This is a genomic window from Chromobacterium vaccinii (assembly GCF_001855275.1).
In the GTDB taxonomy this organism is placed as follows: Bacteria; Pseudomonadota; Gammaproteobacteria; order Burkholderiales; family Chromobacteriaceae; genus Chromobacterium; species Chromobacterium vaccinii.
The window spans coordinates 3,088,332-3,103,367 of sequence record NZ_CP017707.1; the positions used below are offsets into that span (position 1 = coordinate 3,088,332).

19 protein-coding genes are annotated in these 15,036 nt (G+C 67.3%); 11 read left to right on the forward strand and 8 right to left on the reverse strand.

From position 1 onward, the window contains the following. The first annotated feature begins 240 nt into the window (after window positions 1-240). Window positions 241-1,200, forward strand: a complete 960-nt coding sequence (gene waaC, locus BKX93_RS14285) for a lipopolysaccharide heptosyltransferase I (RefSeq protein WP_186009426.1) — start codon at window positions 241-243, stop codon at window positions 1,198-1,200. Beyond that, complete coding sequence (waaA, locus tag BKX93_RS14290; RefSeq protein ID WP_046166972.1) at window positions 1,197-2,459, forward strand: lipid IV(A) 3-deoxy-D-manno-octulosonic acid transferase; 1,263 nt, start codon at window positions 1,197-1,199, stop codon at window positions 2,457-2,459. Before waaC ends, waaA begins: the two co-directional genes overlap by 4 nt. Before the next feature lie 80 nt (window positions 2,460-2,539). Here the strand turns inward: waaA and BKX93_RS14295 are convergent, their stop codons facing one another. Then, on the reverse strand, window positions 2,540-3,310 hold the full coding sequence (locus BKX93_RS14295) for a transporter substrate-binding domain-containing protein (RefSeq protein WP_046166971.1): 771 nt from the start codon (window positions 3,308-3,310) through the stop codon (window positions 2,540-2,542). Further along, a complete protein-coding gene (locus tag BKX93_RS14300) occupies window positions 3,307-4,038 on the reverse strand; it encodes a chorismate--pyruvate lyase family protein (protein ID WP_235429210.1) in 732 nt (243 codons plus the stop codon). Before BKX93_RS14300 ends, BKX93_RS14295 begins: the two co-directional genes overlap by 4 nt. A gap of 139 nt (window positions 4,039-4,177) precedes the next feature. Here BKX93_RS14300 and BKX93_RS14305 point away from each other — a divergent pair, with 139 nt between their 5' ends. From BKX93_RS14305 to BKX93_RS14320, 4 genes are all read left to right on the forward strand, one after another. After that, window positions 4,178-4,780 (forward strand): CBS domain-containing protein, encoded by a 603-nt coding sequence (locus BKX93_RS14305; protein ID WP_046166970.1) that lies wholly within the window; start codon window positions 4,178-4,180, stop codon window positions 4,778-4,780. An 89-nt stretch (window positions 4,781-4,869) separates the two neighbouring features. Beyond that, window positions 4,870-5,349: a DUF1203 domain-containing protein gene (locus tag BKX93_RS14310; protein ID WP_046156024.1), complete on the forward strand. Its 480-nt coding sequence runs from the start codon at window positions 4,870-4,872 to the stop codon at window positions 5,347-5,349. Window position 5,350: 1 nt separating this feature from the next. After that, window positions 5,351-6,226, forward strand: a complete 876-nt coding sequence (locus tag BKX93_RS14315; protein WP_070980341.1) for a methylated-DNA--[protein]-cysteine S-methyltransferase — start codon at window positions 5,351-5,353, stop codon at window positions 6,224-6,226. Continuing rightward, window positions 6,223-7,086, forward strand: coding sequence for a DMT family transporter (locus BKX93_RS14320; protein ID WP_046166969.1), 864 nt, complete (start codon window positions 6,223-6,225; stop codon window positions 7,084-7,086). The genes BKX93_RS14315 and BKX93_RS14320 overlap by 4 nt, the downstream gene beginning before the upstream one ends. Here BKX93_RS14320 and BKX93_RS14325 read toward each other — a convergent pair. Continuing rightward, window positions 7,083-7,946, reverse strand: a complete 864-nt coding sequence (locus tag BKX93_RS14325) for a LysR family transcriptional regulator (RefSeq protein ID WP_070980343.1) — start codon at window positions 7,944-7,946, stop codon at window positions 7,083-7,085. The two genes, BKX93_RS14320 and BKX93_RS14325, sit on opposite strands and share 4 nt — an antisense overlap. A 98-nt stretch (window positions 7,947-8,044) precedes the next feature. On the opposite strand from BKX93_RS14325, the gene BKX93_RS14330 reads away from it, so the two are divergent. After that, window positions 8,045-8,461, forward strand: coding sequence for an EamA family transporter (locus BKX93_RS14330; protein WP_046156028.1), 417 nt, complete (start codon window positions 8,045-8,047; stop codon window positions 8,459-8,461). Here BKX93_RS14330 and BKX93_RS14335 read toward each other — a convergent pair. From BKX93_RS14335 to BKX93_RS24770, 3 genes are read right to left on the reverse strand one after another with little or no spacing between them, the layout of a single operon-like run. Further along, window positions 8,421-9,767 (reverse strand): ATP-binding protein, encoded by a 1,347-nt coding sequence (locus BKX93_RS14335; RefSeq protein WP_046156029.1) that lies wholly within the window; start codon window positions 9,765-9,767, stop codon window positions 8,421-8,423. The two genes, BKX93_RS14330 and BKX93_RS14335, sit on opposite strands and share 41 nt — an antisense overlap. Before the next feature lie 3 nt (window positions 9,768-9,770). Further along, window positions 9,771-10,502 carry an osmolarity response regulator transcription factor OmpR gene (gene ompR, locus BKX93_RS14340; RefSeq protein WP_046156030.1) on the reverse strand — a complete coding sequence of 244 codons (732 nt, stop codon included), beginning with the start codon at window positions 10,500-10,502 and terminating at the stop codon, window positions 9,771-9,773. Window positions 10,503-10,533: 31 nt separating this feature from the next. After that, window positions 10,534-11,073 (reverse strand): hypothetical protein, encoded by a 540-nt coding sequence (locus BKX93_RS24770; protein WP_145929323.1) that lies wholly within the window; start codon window positions 11,071-11,073, stop codon window positions 10,534-10,536. 144 nt (window positions 11,074-11,217) lie between these two features. Between BKX93_RS24770 and BKX93_RS14350 the strand changes: the two genes are divergently transcribed. Next, window positions 11,218-11,673 (forward strand): hypothetical protein, encoded by a 456-nt coding sequence (locus BKX93_RS14350; RefSeq protein WP_145929324.1) that lies wholly within the window; start codon window positions 11,218-11,220, stop codon window positions 11,671-11,673. Between the two features lie 9 nt (window positions 11,674-11,682). Here BKX93_RS14350 and BKX93_RS14355 read toward each other — a convergent pair whose 3' ends face one another. Both BKX93_RS14355 and BKX93_RS14360 read right to left on the reverse strand, forming a co-directional pair. Then, complete coding sequence (locus tag BKX93_RS14355; RefSeq protein ID WP_070980346.1) at window positions 11,683-12,657, reverse strand: quinone oxidoreductase family protein; 975 nt, start codon at window positions 12,655-12,657, stop codon at window positions 11,683-11,685. Window positions 12,658-12,736: 79 nt separating this feature from the next. Next, window positions 12,737-13,318, reverse strand: a complete 582-nt coding sequence (locus BKX93_RS14360; RefSeq protein WP_046156032.1) for a YqiA/YcfP family alpha/beta fold hydrolase — start codon at window positions 13,316-13,318, stop codon at window positions 12,737-12,739. Between the two features lie 184 nt (window positions 13,319-13,502). Between BKX93_RS14360 and BKX93_RS14365 the strand changes: the two genes are divergently transcribed. From BKX93_RS14365 to BKX93_RS14375, 3 genes are all read left to right on the forward strand, one after another. Then, complete coding sequence (locus BKX93_RS14365; RefSeq protein ID WP_046156033.1) at window positions 13,503-13,910, forward strand: hypothetical protein; 408 nt, start codon at window positions 13,503-13,505, stop codon at window positions 13,908-13,910. A gap of 95 nt (window positions 13,911-14,005) precedes the next feature. Further along, window positions 14,006-14,461, forward strand: coding sequence for a MarR family winged helix-turn-helix transcriptional regulator (locus tag BKX93_RS14370; RefSeq protein WP_046156034.1), 456 nt, complete (start codon window positions 14,006-14,008; stop codon window positions 14,459-14,461). Between the two features lie 85 nt (window positions 14,462-14,546). Continuing rightward, window positions 14,547-14,975, forward strand: a complete 429-nt coding sequence (locus tag BKX93_RS14375) for an organic hydroperoxide resistance protein (protein WP_046156035.1) — start codon at window positions 14,547-14,549, stop codon at window positions 14,973-14,975. Window positions 14,976-15,036: the final 61 nt, after the last annotated feature.

A 15,036-nucleotide genomic window follows, 5' to 3' on the forward strand; every position in this document is an offset into this window, starting at 1 on the left:
TAACGCAACTATAAAATGATGAAACTGCTGAAGGTGGCACTTTGCTGTGGACAATTGCTAAAAAGGCCTTTGCTTCATAGGTTTGTCCTGTTGATAGGCATGGGATTATTGCATAGGGCAATGGCAGGGCAGATTGTGGGTAAATCCGGCCGGACTTATTCACAGCCGCTTATCCACATCCCGTCACGAGGGATTTTACGTGGTTAACCACAGCCCCGCTCGGGTACAATGCGCGCCATGATGAATGTGCTGATTGTGCGCACCTCGTCGATGGGCGACCTTATCCACACTTGGCCTGCCATCACCGAGCTGAAGACGCATTACCCGAATATCCGCTTGAGCTGGCTGACCGAGGAAAGCTTCGCCGACATCGCCCGCCTGCACCCGCAGGTGGACGAAGTGCTGACGCTGAGCTGGCGCAGTTGGCGCCGGCGCCTGTGGCAGCCCGCCGCCTGGCGCGAACTGAAGGCTTTGAAGCAAAAGCTGCGCGACGCGCGCTTCGATTTGGTGCTGGACAGCCAGGGGCTGGTCAAGAGCGCGATTCCGGCCCGCTGGGCGCGCGCGCCGTTGGCCGGGCTGGACTGGAGCAGCGCGCGCGAAGCCTTGGCCAGCCTGTTCTACGACAAGAAGCACAAGGTTTCGCGCAAGTTGTCCGCGATCGCGCGCAACCGGCAGTTGTTCGGCCTTAGCTTCGGCTACGCGCCGGAAGGCCAGCCGCTGTTCGGCGTCCGGCCCGGCGAGCGGCCCAGCTGGATGCTCAGCGGCCGCTACGCGGTGCTGCTGCACGCGACCAGCCGCGCCTCCAAGGAATGGCCGGAGGCCCGTTGGGTGGAATTGGGGACTCGATTGTCTTCCGGCCATGACATGGTGACCGTGCTGCCCTGGGGCAGCGACAAGGAAAAGGCGCGCGCCGAACGCCTGGCCGCGCGGCTGCCGGCCGCGGTGGTGGCGCCCAAGATGAGCCTGGGCGAAGCCGCCGGGCTGCTGGGCCACGCCAGCGCGGTGATAGGCGTGGATACCGGCCTGGTGCACCTGGCCAACGCGCTGAACGTGCCGGTGGCCGCCATCTACACCGATACCGACCCGCAGCAGACCGGCGTGGTGGAAACGCCGTGGGCGACCAATCTGGGCAATATCGGCCAGTGTCCCACCGTGGACGAGGTGCTGGCGGCGCTGCAATCGCGGCGGGATTGGACATGAGCTGGCAGCTGGCGCTGTACAACGGCCTGTGGCGCGCGCTGACGCCGCTGGTGCGGCGCTATCTGAGGAAGCGGGCGCGTAAGGCGTCGGCCTACCTAGAGCACTGGGATGAGCGCTTCGGCCAGGCCCTGTCGCCCAAGGCGGGAGGCGCGATCTGGATCCACGCGGTGTCGGTAGGCGAGACGCGCGCCGCGCAGCCGCTGGTGGCCGCGCTTCGCCGCGAATGGCCGGACGCGCCGCTGTTGCTGACCCAGATGACGCCGACCGGCCGCGCCACCGCCGAGCAGCTGTACCCGGACGCCGAGATCCGCTACCTGCCCTACGATTATCCACAGGCCGCCACCGATTTTCTGCGCGCCTACCGGCCGCGTTGCGGCGTGCTGATGGAAACCGAAATCTGGCCCAATCTGATCCACGCCGCGGCGGCGCAGCGCGTGCCCTTGCTGCTGGCCAATGCCAGATTGTCGGAAAAATCGCTGAATGGTTATCGCAAGATCGCCGGGCTGATTTCGCCGGCGTTGGCGAAATTGACCGCAGTTGCCGCGCAAACGTCTGAAGATGCCGAGCGTTTGACGAAGTTGGGCGCGCGGAATGTTTCGGTCTGCGGCAGCAGCAAATATGATATTGAAGTGCCTGAATCGCAACGTCATCTTGCCGCTGACTTCCGCGCGCGGGTCGGCGGGCGGCCGACGCTGTTGTGCGCGAGCACCCGCGACGGCGAGGAAGCGCTGATTCTGGACGCCTGGCTGGCCGCCGGCGACGCGGTCGGCGACGCGCTGCTGGCTCTGGTGCCGCGCCATCCGGAACGCTGGGACCAGGTGGAAAGATTGGCCGCCGAGCGCGGCCTGAAGCCGCAGCGCCGCAGCGACGGCGCCGCCATCGCCGCCGATGCCCGGGTGTGGTTGGGCGACAGCATGGGCGAGATGTTCGGCTACCTGGGAGCGTGCGACGTCGCCTTCATCGGCGGCAGCCTGCTGCCTTACGGCTGTCACAATCTGATCGAGCCGGCCCAGATGGGCGTGCCGGCGCTGTTCGGCCCGTCGGTGTTCAATTTCCAGCAAGCGGCCGCCGATTCTCTGGCCGCCGGCGCGGGCCGCCAGGTGGGGGACGCCGCCGAGCTGGTGTCGACGGCCTTGTCGCTGATGGATGATCCGGCCGCCGGCGAGGCGATGCGCCAGGGCGCCGCGCGCTTTCGCGACGCCCACCGCGGCGCCAGCGAAAGGATGTTGGCGCTGATCCGCCAGGCGCTGTCTTCCTGACGGCCGCTCAAAGCTTTTTTCGGGCCGCGCGGCCTAAAAATGAAAAACCGCCCGAAAGGGCGGTTTTTTCATGGTTGGCGTCATTGTCCCAGCCATTTGGCGGACAGTCTGGCGAAGCCGCCGTCCTGCATCCGCTGGCTCAGCCATTGGTCGACCCAGGCTTTCCAGCGCCAGTCGTTGGGCAGCAGGTAGGCTTTCTGCGAGAAGTCGAACGGCTTGTCCGGATGGATGGCGCACAGTTCCGGATGCAGCTTCTGCTGGTAGCGGGTTTCCACCGCGTCGGTTACCATCGCGTCGGCCTTGCCGTCGATGATCTGCTGGAAAATGCGGTTATTGTCGGGGAAAACCGTCAAATCGGCATCCGGCAGGCGTTGGCGGGCGAAGCGCTCGTTGGTGCCGCCGGGATTGACCACCAGCCGCGTTTGCTTGCGGTTCAGCTGTTCCAGCGTCTGGAAGCGGGCCGCGTTCTCGCAGCGGGCGATCGGCGTCTTGCCGTCGTTCAGGTAGGCGGCGGAATACAGCGCCTGTTTCTGCCGCTCCAGGCTGATGGAGATGCCGCTCATCGCGATGTCGAACTTGCCGTCGCGCTGGTCGCGCATCAGCGTCGGCCAGCTGGTGGCCACCAGTTGCAGCTTCACGCCCAGCGCCCGCGCCAGGTCCGCGGCCATGTCGATGTCCAGGCCGCGGTATTGACCGCTGGCCGGATCCAGGCGGCTGAACGGCAGATAGTCGCCGGTGGTGCCTACGCGCAGCTCGCCGCGGGCGAGGATATCGTCCAGCCGGTCGGCCTGGGCGGCCGGGCTCAGCAGCAGCGCCGCCAGGCAGGCGGCGGCGATGGTTGGGGCTTTCATCGGCTGCCTTCGCGCGGGTTCAGGGGGAAGGCGAACAGGTCGCGGCGGTAGGTTTCCACCACCAGGCTGAACGGGGTATTGCCGTCCTTGTACAGCACGGCGCGGTGCTGCAGCACTTGTTCCGGGATGTCCAGGCCGCGCTTGGCGTCGCCGGCCGGCAGCGGACGGGTTTCCCAGCCCTGCGGCAGCGGCGACCACAACAGTTTCGCGCTTTCGGTGCGGCGGGTGAAGTCCAGCGCCTTGACCGCGGCGCCGAACGGCGTGTCGGTGGTGTCCAGCAGGCGGTTCATCTCGGCGGTCAGCCGCGACGGCACGTACCAGTTGTCGGCCTCGGACAGCACGCGGTCGCCGCAGGCCAGCTGCACCCGGCGGTAGCCGATGGGCTCATCGGCGCCCACCTTCAACTGGCGGCGGATCTCGGCGTCGGCCGGCTTGCGGGTGGCGGTGTCGCGCAGTGCGCGGATGCGGGCCTCGGCGGCCAATTTGTGTTCGCCGCACCATTGCTGCAGCGTGCGGGTGGCGCTGGGATTGCTCAGCAGGGTGGCGTTCAGGGTCTGCAGCAGCGCCTGCGCCTTGACGCGGGTGTCGGCGCCGTCTTGCCAGCCGGGATAGGACCAGGCTTCGGCGTGGGCCTGGCCGGCCATCAGCAGCGCGGCGGGCAGCATCCAGGCCAGCGTCTGTTGGCGAAATCTTCCGGCATGGGTTTTGTGGGTGGCGTTATGCTTCATGGATCTTTACAAAAGTAGAACAAACATACTAATGAGGCCAATAGTAAACGCAAAGTTCCGCTAAGTTGAAAACAGGGTCGACCGCACTGGGCGGGCCAGCCCGTTTTCCCCTTTTCGAGTCGCCCTGCGAGGAGCCGTCATGGCTAAAGATTTTTCTCCCTTGCCCACACTGACTCTGCCGCGCACCACCGACCTGGTGAGACTGGACCAGCGGCCCCATCCGCCGATAGGCGTGGACAGTCCGGCGTTGAGCGTGATGACCGATCTGAAGCTGGTCAATCCGATAGGCATACGCGCCGACGCCGATCTGCGCGAAGCCCACCAGCGCATGGTCAGCCACGGCATCCGGCTGCTGTTCGTCCACGACGACGACGACAGCCTGCTCGGCTTGGTCACCGCCGTCGACCTGCTCGGCGAGCGTCCCATCCAGTGCATGAAGGAGCACGGCAAGCATTACGCCGACATCCAGGTATCCGATGTGATGACGCCGCGCGGGCGGCTGGACGCGTTGAGCCTGGCCGACGTGGCGGCGGCCAATGTCGGCCAGCTGGTCGCCACCATGCAGCATCTGGGCCGCCAGCACGCGCTGGTGGTGGAAGTGAATCCGTCCAACGGCCACCACGAGCTGTGCGGCTTGTTCTCCACTTCGCACATGGCGCGCTTGCTGGGACAGCCGCTGTCCTTCATCCGCGTGCCGCAGGCGCTGTCGGAGATCCAGTACTCGCTGCTGCACGCCGGTTGACCCGGAAGCGGGAACGGCAAGAATCGGGTCGCCGCCGGGCGCGCGCCGCCATAGACTTCGGACATCGCAATGATACGAAGGAGAGCGCCATGGCCTGGCAACTGGAAACCCTGGACCCGGTTTTCGTCGAACGCGCGCGGCGCGAAGGCGTCGACGCGCTCGGCCAGCCGGTGCGGCGGCTGACGGCGGCCGGCGGCGAACCGTGCCGCGACGCGCTGCGCCGCGCCCGCCCGGGCGAGGCGCTGATCCTGGCGAGCTACAGTCCGTTCCGCCAAACCGGGCCCTACCGCGAGTACGGGCCGATTTTCCTGGCCGGCGAGCCACAGCCGCCCGCCTTGCCCGGACTGTCGGCGCTGCTGGGCCGAGCCGGAGATAATGCCTACCTCGGCGACGGCGTGGCGCTGCGCGCTTATGACGACGGGCAGACGATGTTGGAAGCCGTGTTGCTGCCGACGCGCGAGGCGGGGGCGACGCTGGCGCGCTGGGAGGCGCGGCCGGAGATCGCGTTCGCGATGCTGCGTTTTCCCGCGCACGGCTGCTACGCGCTGCGGCTGAACCGGAGCGCGTGAAATGGACGCCCTTTTGCATGCCGACGAGGAAGCCGGCCGCGATTACGCCCGCGTCCGCGACGCCATCCGCTACCTGGTCGCCCATGCCGGCGAGCAGCCGCAGCTGGCCGACATGGCCGCCGCGCTTTATCTGTCGGAATCGCGGCTGCAGCGGCTGTTCAGCCGCTGGGCCGGCGTCAGCCCCAAGCGCTTCATCCAGCAACTGACCTGCGAGGCGGCCAAGGCGCGGCTGGCGGCCGGCGCTTCCCTGCTGCCGCTGTCGCACGAGCTGGGCTTGTCCGGCAGCAGCCGCTTGCACGACCTGTTCGTCACGCTGGAGGCGATGACGCCCGGCGAATACCAGCAGGGCGGCGCCGGGCTGGACATCGCCTGGAGCGTCGAAGCCACCCGTTTCGGCCCGGCGCTGCTGGCGCAGACCGCCCGCGGCGTGTGCGCGCTGCAGTTTGTTTCCGGGGACGAGGAGGCGGAGGCCTGGCTGCGCGGGCAATGGCCGCGCGCCGCGCTGCGCCATATCCCTGGCCAGGCGCGCGCGTTGTGCGGCCGCTTGTTCGATCCGCTGGCCGAGGCGGGCGGACCGCCGCTGGCGCTCAGGGTGCAGGGCAGCAATTTCCAGATCCAGGTGTGGCGGGCGTTGCTGGCCGTGCCCTACGGCGGCCTGCTCAGTTACGGCCAGCTGGCCGGAAAAATGGGGCGGCCGGGCGCCGCGCGCGCGGTGGGCAACGCGGTGGGAGCCAATCCGGTGGCCTGGCTGATTCCCTGCCACCGGGTGATTCGCGCCGAGGGCGCGCTGGGCGGCTACCGCTGGGGCGAGGAGCGCAAGCTGGACCTGATAGGCTGGGAAAGCGCGCGGCTGAGCCGCGAGGAAGCGACGGCGTGAGCGGGCAGCGGCGGGAGTTCGCTTGGCTCGCGCTGCTGGCGGCGCTGTGGGGCGGGTCTTTCCTGTTCATGCGCGTCGCCGCGCCGGCTTTCGGCCCGCTGCCGCTGATCGCGCTGCGCGTCGGACTGGCCGCCTGCCTGTTGCTGCCGTTGCTGTTGTGGCGCGGGCAATGGAAGCTGTGGCGCGGCCACTGGCTGCCCATCGCCGTGGTCGGCGTGTTTTTCACCGCGTTTCCGTTCAGCCTGATAGCCTGGGCGCAGCTGTCCTTGTCGGCCGGCATGGCCTCGGTGTTGAACGCCACCACGCCGTTGATGACCGCGCTGTGGGCGTGGCCGCTGGCCGGCGAGCGGCTGTCTTCGCGGCGGGCGGCGGGCCTGGTTTTGGGCTTGGCCGGCGTGTTGGCCTTGCTGGACGGCCACGGCGCGCGTTTCGAGGTCCGTTCGCTGGCGCCGGTATTGGCGATGCTGGGCGCCACCGCCAGCTACGGTTGGGCCGGGCATATGGCCAGGCGCTGGCTGCCCGGCATGCCGCCTCTGGTGACAGCCTGCGGCGGCTTGGCCAGCGGCGCGCTGCTGATGCTGCCGCTGGCGTGGCATGACTGGCCGGCGAGCCAGCCGCCGCAGAAAGCCTGGATCGCCCTGGCGCTGTTGGCGGTGTTTTGCACCGCGCTGGCTTATCTGATTTTTTACCGGCTTATCAACCGGCTGGGCGCGACCCGCGCCAGCGGCGTCACTTACTTGGTGCCGGTGTTCGGCGTGCTGTGGGGCGCGCTGTTCCTCGGCGAAACCATCGGCGCTGCGATGCTGCTGGGCGCTGCGCTGATCCTGGCCGGCGTGCTGGCGCTGAACGGGCGGCGCTAGGCGGACAGCCGGCTCAACTCGTGGAAGAACAAGCGGCTCAACCGTTCCAGGCCGGAGTCGTCGCGGCCTTCCGCTCGGCGATACAGGGCAAGCGGCACCGAGGGCAAGGGAGGCAGATAATCATCCGGCAACGGCGCCAGCCTGCCGCCGACAGCATTGGGCAACAAAGCGCCTACTCCCAAGCCTGCCTCCAGCGCGGCCTGGACGGCGAGCTGGCTCGCGCTTTCGAATACGATGCGGAATGGACGCGCGCTCAGGCGCAGCGCTTCCAGCATGGCGTCGCGCCAGCTGCATGGCGCGGCGAACATCACCAGGGGCAATGTATTTCCTTCCGGCATGCGCCCGTCCAGCGCCATCCAGCGCAATGGGCATTCCACCACCCACTTCGGCGTTTCCCTCAAGCCGCACTGCAGCGGATTGGCTATCAGCAAATCCAGATCGTTTCGGCGATAGGCCTCGCTGAGTTCGATTTCCATCGCGGCCCGCACCTCCACTCGCAGCGATGGATGAACGGCGGAAAAATCGGCTAATACCTGGGGCAGATGATGACTGATCACATCTTCGATCAGGCCGACCCGGCAGCGTCTCGGCTCCATGGCCAGAGCGCCGGGCACCATCTGTTCGGCCAGAGAGACGATGCGCTCGGCGTAGGGAAGCAGCGCCTGGCCGGCCGCCGTCAGCGCCACGCCGCGGGTGGAGCGCTGCAGCAAGGTCTGGCCGCAGTGTTGTTCCAGCTTGCGCAGCTGCAAGCTCAGCGCCGGCTGGGTTCGTCCCAGCTCAAGGGCGGCGCGGTTGATGCTGCCGAGGCGGGCCACGGCGGCCAGCGCGCGCAGCAAGGCGGTATCGATGTCGCTGGTCATATGAATTTCTTATAACGATTGCCGGATTTTCCAGTCTACCTATAGCGGCGACGAATGTTTAGCATGGGCCCAATGTGAATCGCCGCAAGGAGAGGAAAATGTTTTTCGCCGCATTATTGCTGGCGGTGGCCGGCTCCGTCGTCTACCACCTGTCGATCAAGCAGTTGCCGCAGGAGTTGAACCCGTTCTTTTCGCTGGCGGTCAGCTACGGCCTGGCGATGTCGCTGTGCCTGGCGGGCATGTGGTGGCTGCCGGCGGGCCAGCGCGGGATGTCGGCGCTGAACTGGAGCAGTTTGGGCGTGGCGCTGGGGATACTGGGAATCGAGATGGGCTTCCTGCTGGCCTACCGCGCCGGCTGGAACCTGGGCTACGCGGCGCTCAGCTCCAATGTGCTGAGCACCGCCTTGCTGCTGCCGATAGGCTATTGGCTGTTCCGCGAGAGCCTGTCGCCGGGCAGGCTGGCCGGGCTGGGGCTCAGCCTGGCTGGCTTGTGGATGATGCTGCGCTTTCGCTGAGCGTCTCGCCCAGCGGCAGGCGGATGGCCACCTTGAAGGCGCCGTCCTCGTCGGTCAGCTCCAGCGCGCCGCCATGCTGCTTGACCACCCGCGAGACGATGGCGAGGCCGAGGCCGCTGCCGCCGTCGGTGCCGCGGTGCTCGGCCAGCCGCTCGAACGGCGCCAGCGCGGTTTCGCGCAGCGCGGCGGGTATGCCGTCGCCGTGGTCGATCACGCTGAGCATGGCGTCGCCGGCGGCCTTCTCCAGCCGGACCACCACCGGCGGACGGCCGTAGCGGCGCGCGTTCTCCAGCAGATTGCTCAGCAGCCGCTCCAGCGCCAGCGCGTCGGCCCTCAGTTCGATCTCGTCGCGGATGTCCAGCCGCGCGTCCATGCTCTCGCGGCGGAAGCGCGCCACCACGCTGGCGGCCAGATCGGCCAGCGCCACCGGCTCCAGCCGGCTGGTCTCCTCGGCGCGGGCGAAATCGATGAACTGGCGGACGATGCGCGACAGCTCGTCGATGTCGGACAGCATGTCGTGCTGGTCGGTGCTGGCTTCCTGCATTTCCAGCGTCAGCTTCAGCCGGGTCAGCGGCGTGCGCAGGTCGTGCGACAGGCCGGCCAGCATCAGCCGCCGCTCGCGCGCGGCGTTGTCCAGCGCCTGGGCCATGCCGTTGAAGTTGTGCGCCAAGAGCTGCATCTCGCGCGGGCCGGTTTCCGGAATCGCCTGCGGCATCGAGCCGCTGGCCAGCTGGCGGCTGGCCTGCACCACCTGGCTGATCGGCCTGGTGATGCGCCAGGCCAGCAAGGACGCCAGCAGCGTGGCGAACAACGCCGCCAGCAGCGAGGCCTGCAGCATCGGGCTGATCATGCGGTCGCGGTAGCGGCCGAAGGGGATCACCAGCCAGTACGGCTGGTCCAGCACGTGCACGTGCACCCACAGCTCGCTGTGGTCGGCCCGGCGGGCGTAATGCGCCTGCACCGGCTCGTTCAGGTCATGCGACAGCCGCTGCGCCAGCATCGCGCCGATCTTGGGCAGATCCTCGCTGAACTGCTGGCCGCGGTCGGCGTTGAACGGCAGCAGGCTGGGCAGCCCGGGGCGGTTGTAGTTGTCGAGGAAGGCTTGCCGCTCTTCCTCGACCATGCCGGTCATCGAGTCCTCGAGAAAGGACAGCGTGTCCAGCACCTGGATGTACAGCTGCCGCTCCAGCAGCTTGTGGCGCTCGTTGTTGGCCAGCCAGATGGTGAACAGCTGGGTGGTGATCACCACGGTGACCACCAGCAGCGCCAGCCGGAAGAACAGGGAGCCTAACAGCTTGCGTAACAAGACCTACTCCCTGGGCGATCCGTCCGGCACGAACACGTAGCCGTAGCCCCACACGGTCTGGATGTAGCGCAGCTGGCTGTCGCTTTCGCCGTTTTCCAGCGCTTTGCGCAGGCGGGAGATGTGCACGTCGATGCTGCGGTCCAGCGATTCGCCGTTGCCCTTGCCCAGCGCCAGCTCCATCAGCTGTTCGCGGGTCAGCGGGCGGCGCGGATGGCTGACCAGAACCGACAACACCGCGAATTCGGCGCTGGTCAGCGACACCGGCTGGCCGCCGCGGCGCAGCTCGCGCTGGCCGAGGTTGAGCACGAACTCGCCGAACTCCACCACGTCGTCGGCGTCGTGCAGCGCGGCCAGCGCCGGCGTGGTGTGATGGCGGCGCAGCACCGACTGGATGCGGGCGGTCAGCTCGCGCGGATTGAAGGGCTTGGGCAGGTAGTCGTCGGCGCCCATTTCCAGGCCCAGGATGCGGTCGATGTCCTCGCCGCGGGCGGTCAACATGATCACCGGCAGCGATTCGCCCTGGGCGCGCAGCCGGCGCACCACCGCCAGCCCGTCCTCGCCCGGCATCATCACGTCCAGCACGATCAGGTCGGGACGGTTGCGCGCCAGCTTGCGGTCCAGATCCTTGGGATCGGGCAGCGTTTCCACGATATAGCCCTGCTGGGTCAGGTAGCGGGTCAGCAGTTCGCGCAGCTTGGCGTCGTCGTCGACGACCAGGATTTTATTATGTTCCATATGCTGTTCCTTCAGTGTTCCGGCTGCCAGCTTAGCGCGGCGCGGCGCAGGCTGGGACGCCTTGTTTTTTACAGATGTTAAGCCGCCACGTCGCGATACAGTCGTTAACAATTGTGACGTCCCCATTGACGTCCGCGCAAATGCTTGCGCTTAAGCTGGAACAAATGGCCGGCGCGGAAGCCGTTTCAAGCGGGAAATATGCAGTATTTTCATGACGCTGGCCGAATCCGCCGCTGCCGGAAAATGGATCGCTGCGACGCTGATCCGCATCCGATGCCTTGCCGGGCTTGCGTTTCGCCGCCTTGAGCGGCGATGGCAGCGCGGTCAACAGACAGGATAGAATATCGACATGAAGCGATATCTGATCATGCTGGCGCTGGGTGGCCTGCTGGCGCAGCAGGCCGCGCTGGCGCAGCATTTCCCCGGTCCGGGACCCGGCAGGCATGCCGAGGGCCGGCCGTCGGCGCGCGGGTGCGATGGCGATCAGTCGTGCAACAACCGCCGGCTGCGCAATCTGCGCCAGCGCGAAGCCGCGCGCAACGGCGACATCGGCTTCGATCCGGTCCAGCATCAGTCCAGCCGTCTGTTGCCTCCGCCGGACGATCATGTCAAATCAGTACCCAGCAAGCCCAATTTTTGGCAGGATAAACGCCGGCAGGAGCAGATGCAAAACCAATCCGATTGATTCGACGTCCGCTGGGGAAAGGACAGGACGATGACGCAAGGGGGAAAGCGCGGCGCAAGCCTGGGAAGGCGGGCCTTGACGGGCCTGCTGTTGTGCGGGCTGTCCGCTTTTCCGCTTGCCGGGTGGGGCGCCAAGGACGACTGCGCCGACGCGGTGGCTCCCCAGCGCTGCCAAGCGCATCTGCAGGGGCTGCGCAGCTGCCTGGATCTGCCGGAGGCCAGGCGCCGGGCCTGCCTCGCTTATTACACCCCCCCTCTCAGTTGCCAGCGCCAGCGCGACGCCAAACGCTGCGAAGCGCTGCTGGCGGCGCAATCGTCGTGCGAAGGCATGCTGGGAGCGCAACGCCGCGCCTGCGTGGACGAGCGTTTGCCGCCGGCGTCCTGCGCCCTGCGCGGCCAGCGGCCTTGCGCGGCGGACGACGCCGCCTGCGACGCCGGCCGCCACCGCGACGGTTGCAGCCGTCCATCCCTGCCGTTGGACGAGTAGCGGCCGGGATCAGGGCAGCAGGATGACGGAGCCGGTGGTGCGGCGCGCTTCCAGGTCGCGGTGCGCCTGCGCGGCTTCCGCCAGCGGGTAGCGGTGCGACGGCGCGAGCTTGACCGTGCCGTCCCGCAGGCGGCGGAACAGCGCGGCGGACGAGGCTTCCAGCTCGGCGCGGGTGGAGATGTAATCGCCCAGCCTGGGCCGAGTCAGGAACAGCGAGCCGCGCTTGGTCAATTCCAGCGGCGCCAGCGCCGGCACCGGTCCGGAAGCGTTGCCGAACGTCACCATCATGCCGCGCGGGCTCAGGCTGTTCAGCGAGGCCTCGAAGGTATCCTTGCCCACCGAATCGAACGCCACCGGCACGCCCTTGCCGCCGGTGATCTCGCGCACCCGCGCCGCCACGTCTTCCTCGCGGTACAGGATCACGTGGGCGGCGCCCAGGCCGCGGGCGATCTTGGCCTTGGCTTCAGAGCCCACGGTGGCGATGACGTGGACGCCCATCGCCGACAGCCACTGCAGCGCGATCTGGCCGACGCCGCCGGCGGCGGCGTGCCACAGCACGGTCTGGCCCGGCTGCACCGGGAAAGTGCGCTGCACCAGGTATTCCACCGTCATTCCCTGCAGCATCGCGCAGGCGGCGGTTTCATCGGACACGCCGTCCGGCAGCTTGACCAGGTGTTCGGCGGCGATCAGCCGTTCGGTCGAATAGGCGCCCAGCGGGCCGCCGGCATAGGCGACGCGGTCGCCGGGCGCGAGTCCGGCCACGCCCTCTCCCACTGCTTCCACCACGCCGGCGGCCTCGCTGCCGAGCCCGCTGGGAAGCGGCAGCGGATACAGGCCGCTGCGCTGGTAGGTGTCGATGAAATTGACGCCGATCGCGGTATGGCGCACCCGCGCCTGGCCGGGGCCGGGCGGGCTGATTTCCGCATTCTGCAGGCGCAGCACTTCCGGGCCGCCGGTTTCCGTGAAAACGATAGCTTGGCTCATGGCGTTTCCTTTGCGAGTGGATGGCACAGTCTGCGCCGGGCCGTGGCGGGCCGGCAAGCGGGGGCGGCTAGACAGGGCGTCAAACCTGGCTGGACAGTCGCCGCCGCGCCCAGGCGACCACCTCCGGCAATACCTTGGGCCAGTTGTTCAGCCGGTGGTCGTCGCCGTTGAATACAGCCTGCCGGCTGTGGCGGTAATGGACGGCCGCTTCGCGCCAATCCAGCGTCTCGTCGCGGCTGCCCAGCAGCAGCCAGTAGCGGCCGGCCGTCGGCGCCGCCACTCGCTGCGACAGCAGGGCCCGCAAGTCGTCGTCCCCCAGCGTGTAGACCTCGCCGGTGTAGGGGTTGGTCTGTTCGCCGCGAAAGCGCTCCAGATCCCGGTCCGGGCGCACCGCGGGATTGATCAGCGCGGCGGGACGGCCGCGCAGTTCGGCCAGATGCGTGGCGTAGAAGCCGCCCAGCGAACTGCCGATCAGCAGAGTGTCGGCCGGCAGGCCCGACACCAGTTCGTCGGCCTGGCGGATGGCTTCGGCCGGATGCGGCGAAAGCCGCGGACAGTGCAGGACGATGTCGGGCGCGTGCTGGCGCAGCCAGGCGGCGGTTTCGCCCGCCTTCAGCGATTGCGGGCCGGAGTTGAAGCCGTGGAGATAAACGATGTGCATGATGGACGCCGGTGTGGAGTGTGTCGATGGTACGACGCCGGCTGAGGTTTGTCTTTGCGGCAAGTGCTTAATTTCGTTGTAAATCTCGAGTAAAAGCTTGCAACCAGCGGCGATGAGCCATTGTCATGCCAGTGGGTGCAATGCTCAAATAGCCGCAAAATCCAATTACAAGAGGAGAACCACCATGACCACCCTTCCGGTAGGCGGCCCCACCGTTGCTCCGCATTCGCTGGAAAGCCTGATCGTCGCTTGCGGCTACCTGCAGCACAGCGCGCTGCTGTTCGCCGAGGACATCAACGACGACCTGGCGCTGATCCGCTCCGGCTTTTGCCCGCGCCACCAGGTGCAGCTGGACGCGCTGGGCGACATGCGGGTCAGCCAGGAAGTGCACGAGGAAGTGGACGCGCTGTTGCAGGACAGCCATACCCTGCGTTTCGCGCTGCACGAGATGCTGATGCAGTTCGGCCCCGCGGTGTGCAACGATCCGCTGGCGCGCGTCATCTTGCAGGGAGTGCGCAGCCTGGGCGATTGGCACCAAGTATGCCGCTCGCTGGCCGATCTGGGACGCGGCCCGGTGCGGGCGGCGGCCTGAGCGCGGTTTCGCGCCCGCCAGGGGCGGGCGCATCGAAGCGTGGTGCGTCAAATAAATTGTTTGCAATTAAGTAGTGTGCTATTTAATATGCGGACATGGAGCAAGAAAAAATTTGTCCGCCGCCGGACGCGCTGCTGAAGCTGGACCAGCAACTCTGTTTCGCGCTGTATTCCGCCTCGCTGGCGATGAACAAGGTGTACCGCGACAACCTGAAGCCGCTGGGCATCACTTATCCGCAATACTTGGCGCTGCTGGTGCTGTGGGAACAGGACGAGCGCTCGGTGTCCGACATCGGCGAGCGGCTGTATCTGGACTCGGCGACGCTGACGCCGCTGCTGAAGCGGATGGAGGCGGCCGGCTGGCTGGAGCGCAGGAGGCTGCCCAGCGACGAGCGGGTGGTGGTGGTCAAGCTGACCGAAGCCGGACGCGCGCTGCGCGGGCAGGCGGAGCGGATTCCGTTGCAGCTGTTGTGCCGCAGCGGCCTGCAGCTGGATCAGATCGCCGGTTTGCGCCAATCGCTGTGCGATTTGCGGGACCAGTTGCTGCAATGACCCGTCAGGGTTTTGATAATCAAATAGCGCACTATTTAATAGCATATTATTTCAATCGTAACGGCGACACGCCAAGGAGAGCCAGATGAACCCTCTGCAGAAAGTACTGTATACCGCCGAAGCCACCGCCACCGGAGGCCGCGATGGCCGGGCCGAATCCAGCGACGGCGCGCTGGCCGTGAAACTGAGCACGCCGCGCGAGCTGGGCGGCGCGGGCGGCGACGGCACCAATCCCGAGCAGCTGTTCGCGGCCGGCTATTCCGCCTGCTTCATCGGCGCGCTCAAGGTGGCCGCGCAGCAGGCCGGCGTGCGCCTGCCGGCCGAGGTGTCGGTGACCGGCAAGGTGTCGATCGGGCCGATCGCCCACGGCTTCGGCATCGCCGCCAAGCTGGCGGTGTCGCTGCCGGGCGTCGAGCGCGAGGCGGGTCTGAAGCTGATCGAAGCCGCGCATGGCATCTGCCCCTATTCCAACGCCACCCGCGGCAATATCGAAGTGGAGCTGACGCTGGCGTAAGCGCCGCGAAGGGAAAACAGCGGGCCGCTCCGGCGTTCGGGGCGGCCCGCTGTTTCATGCT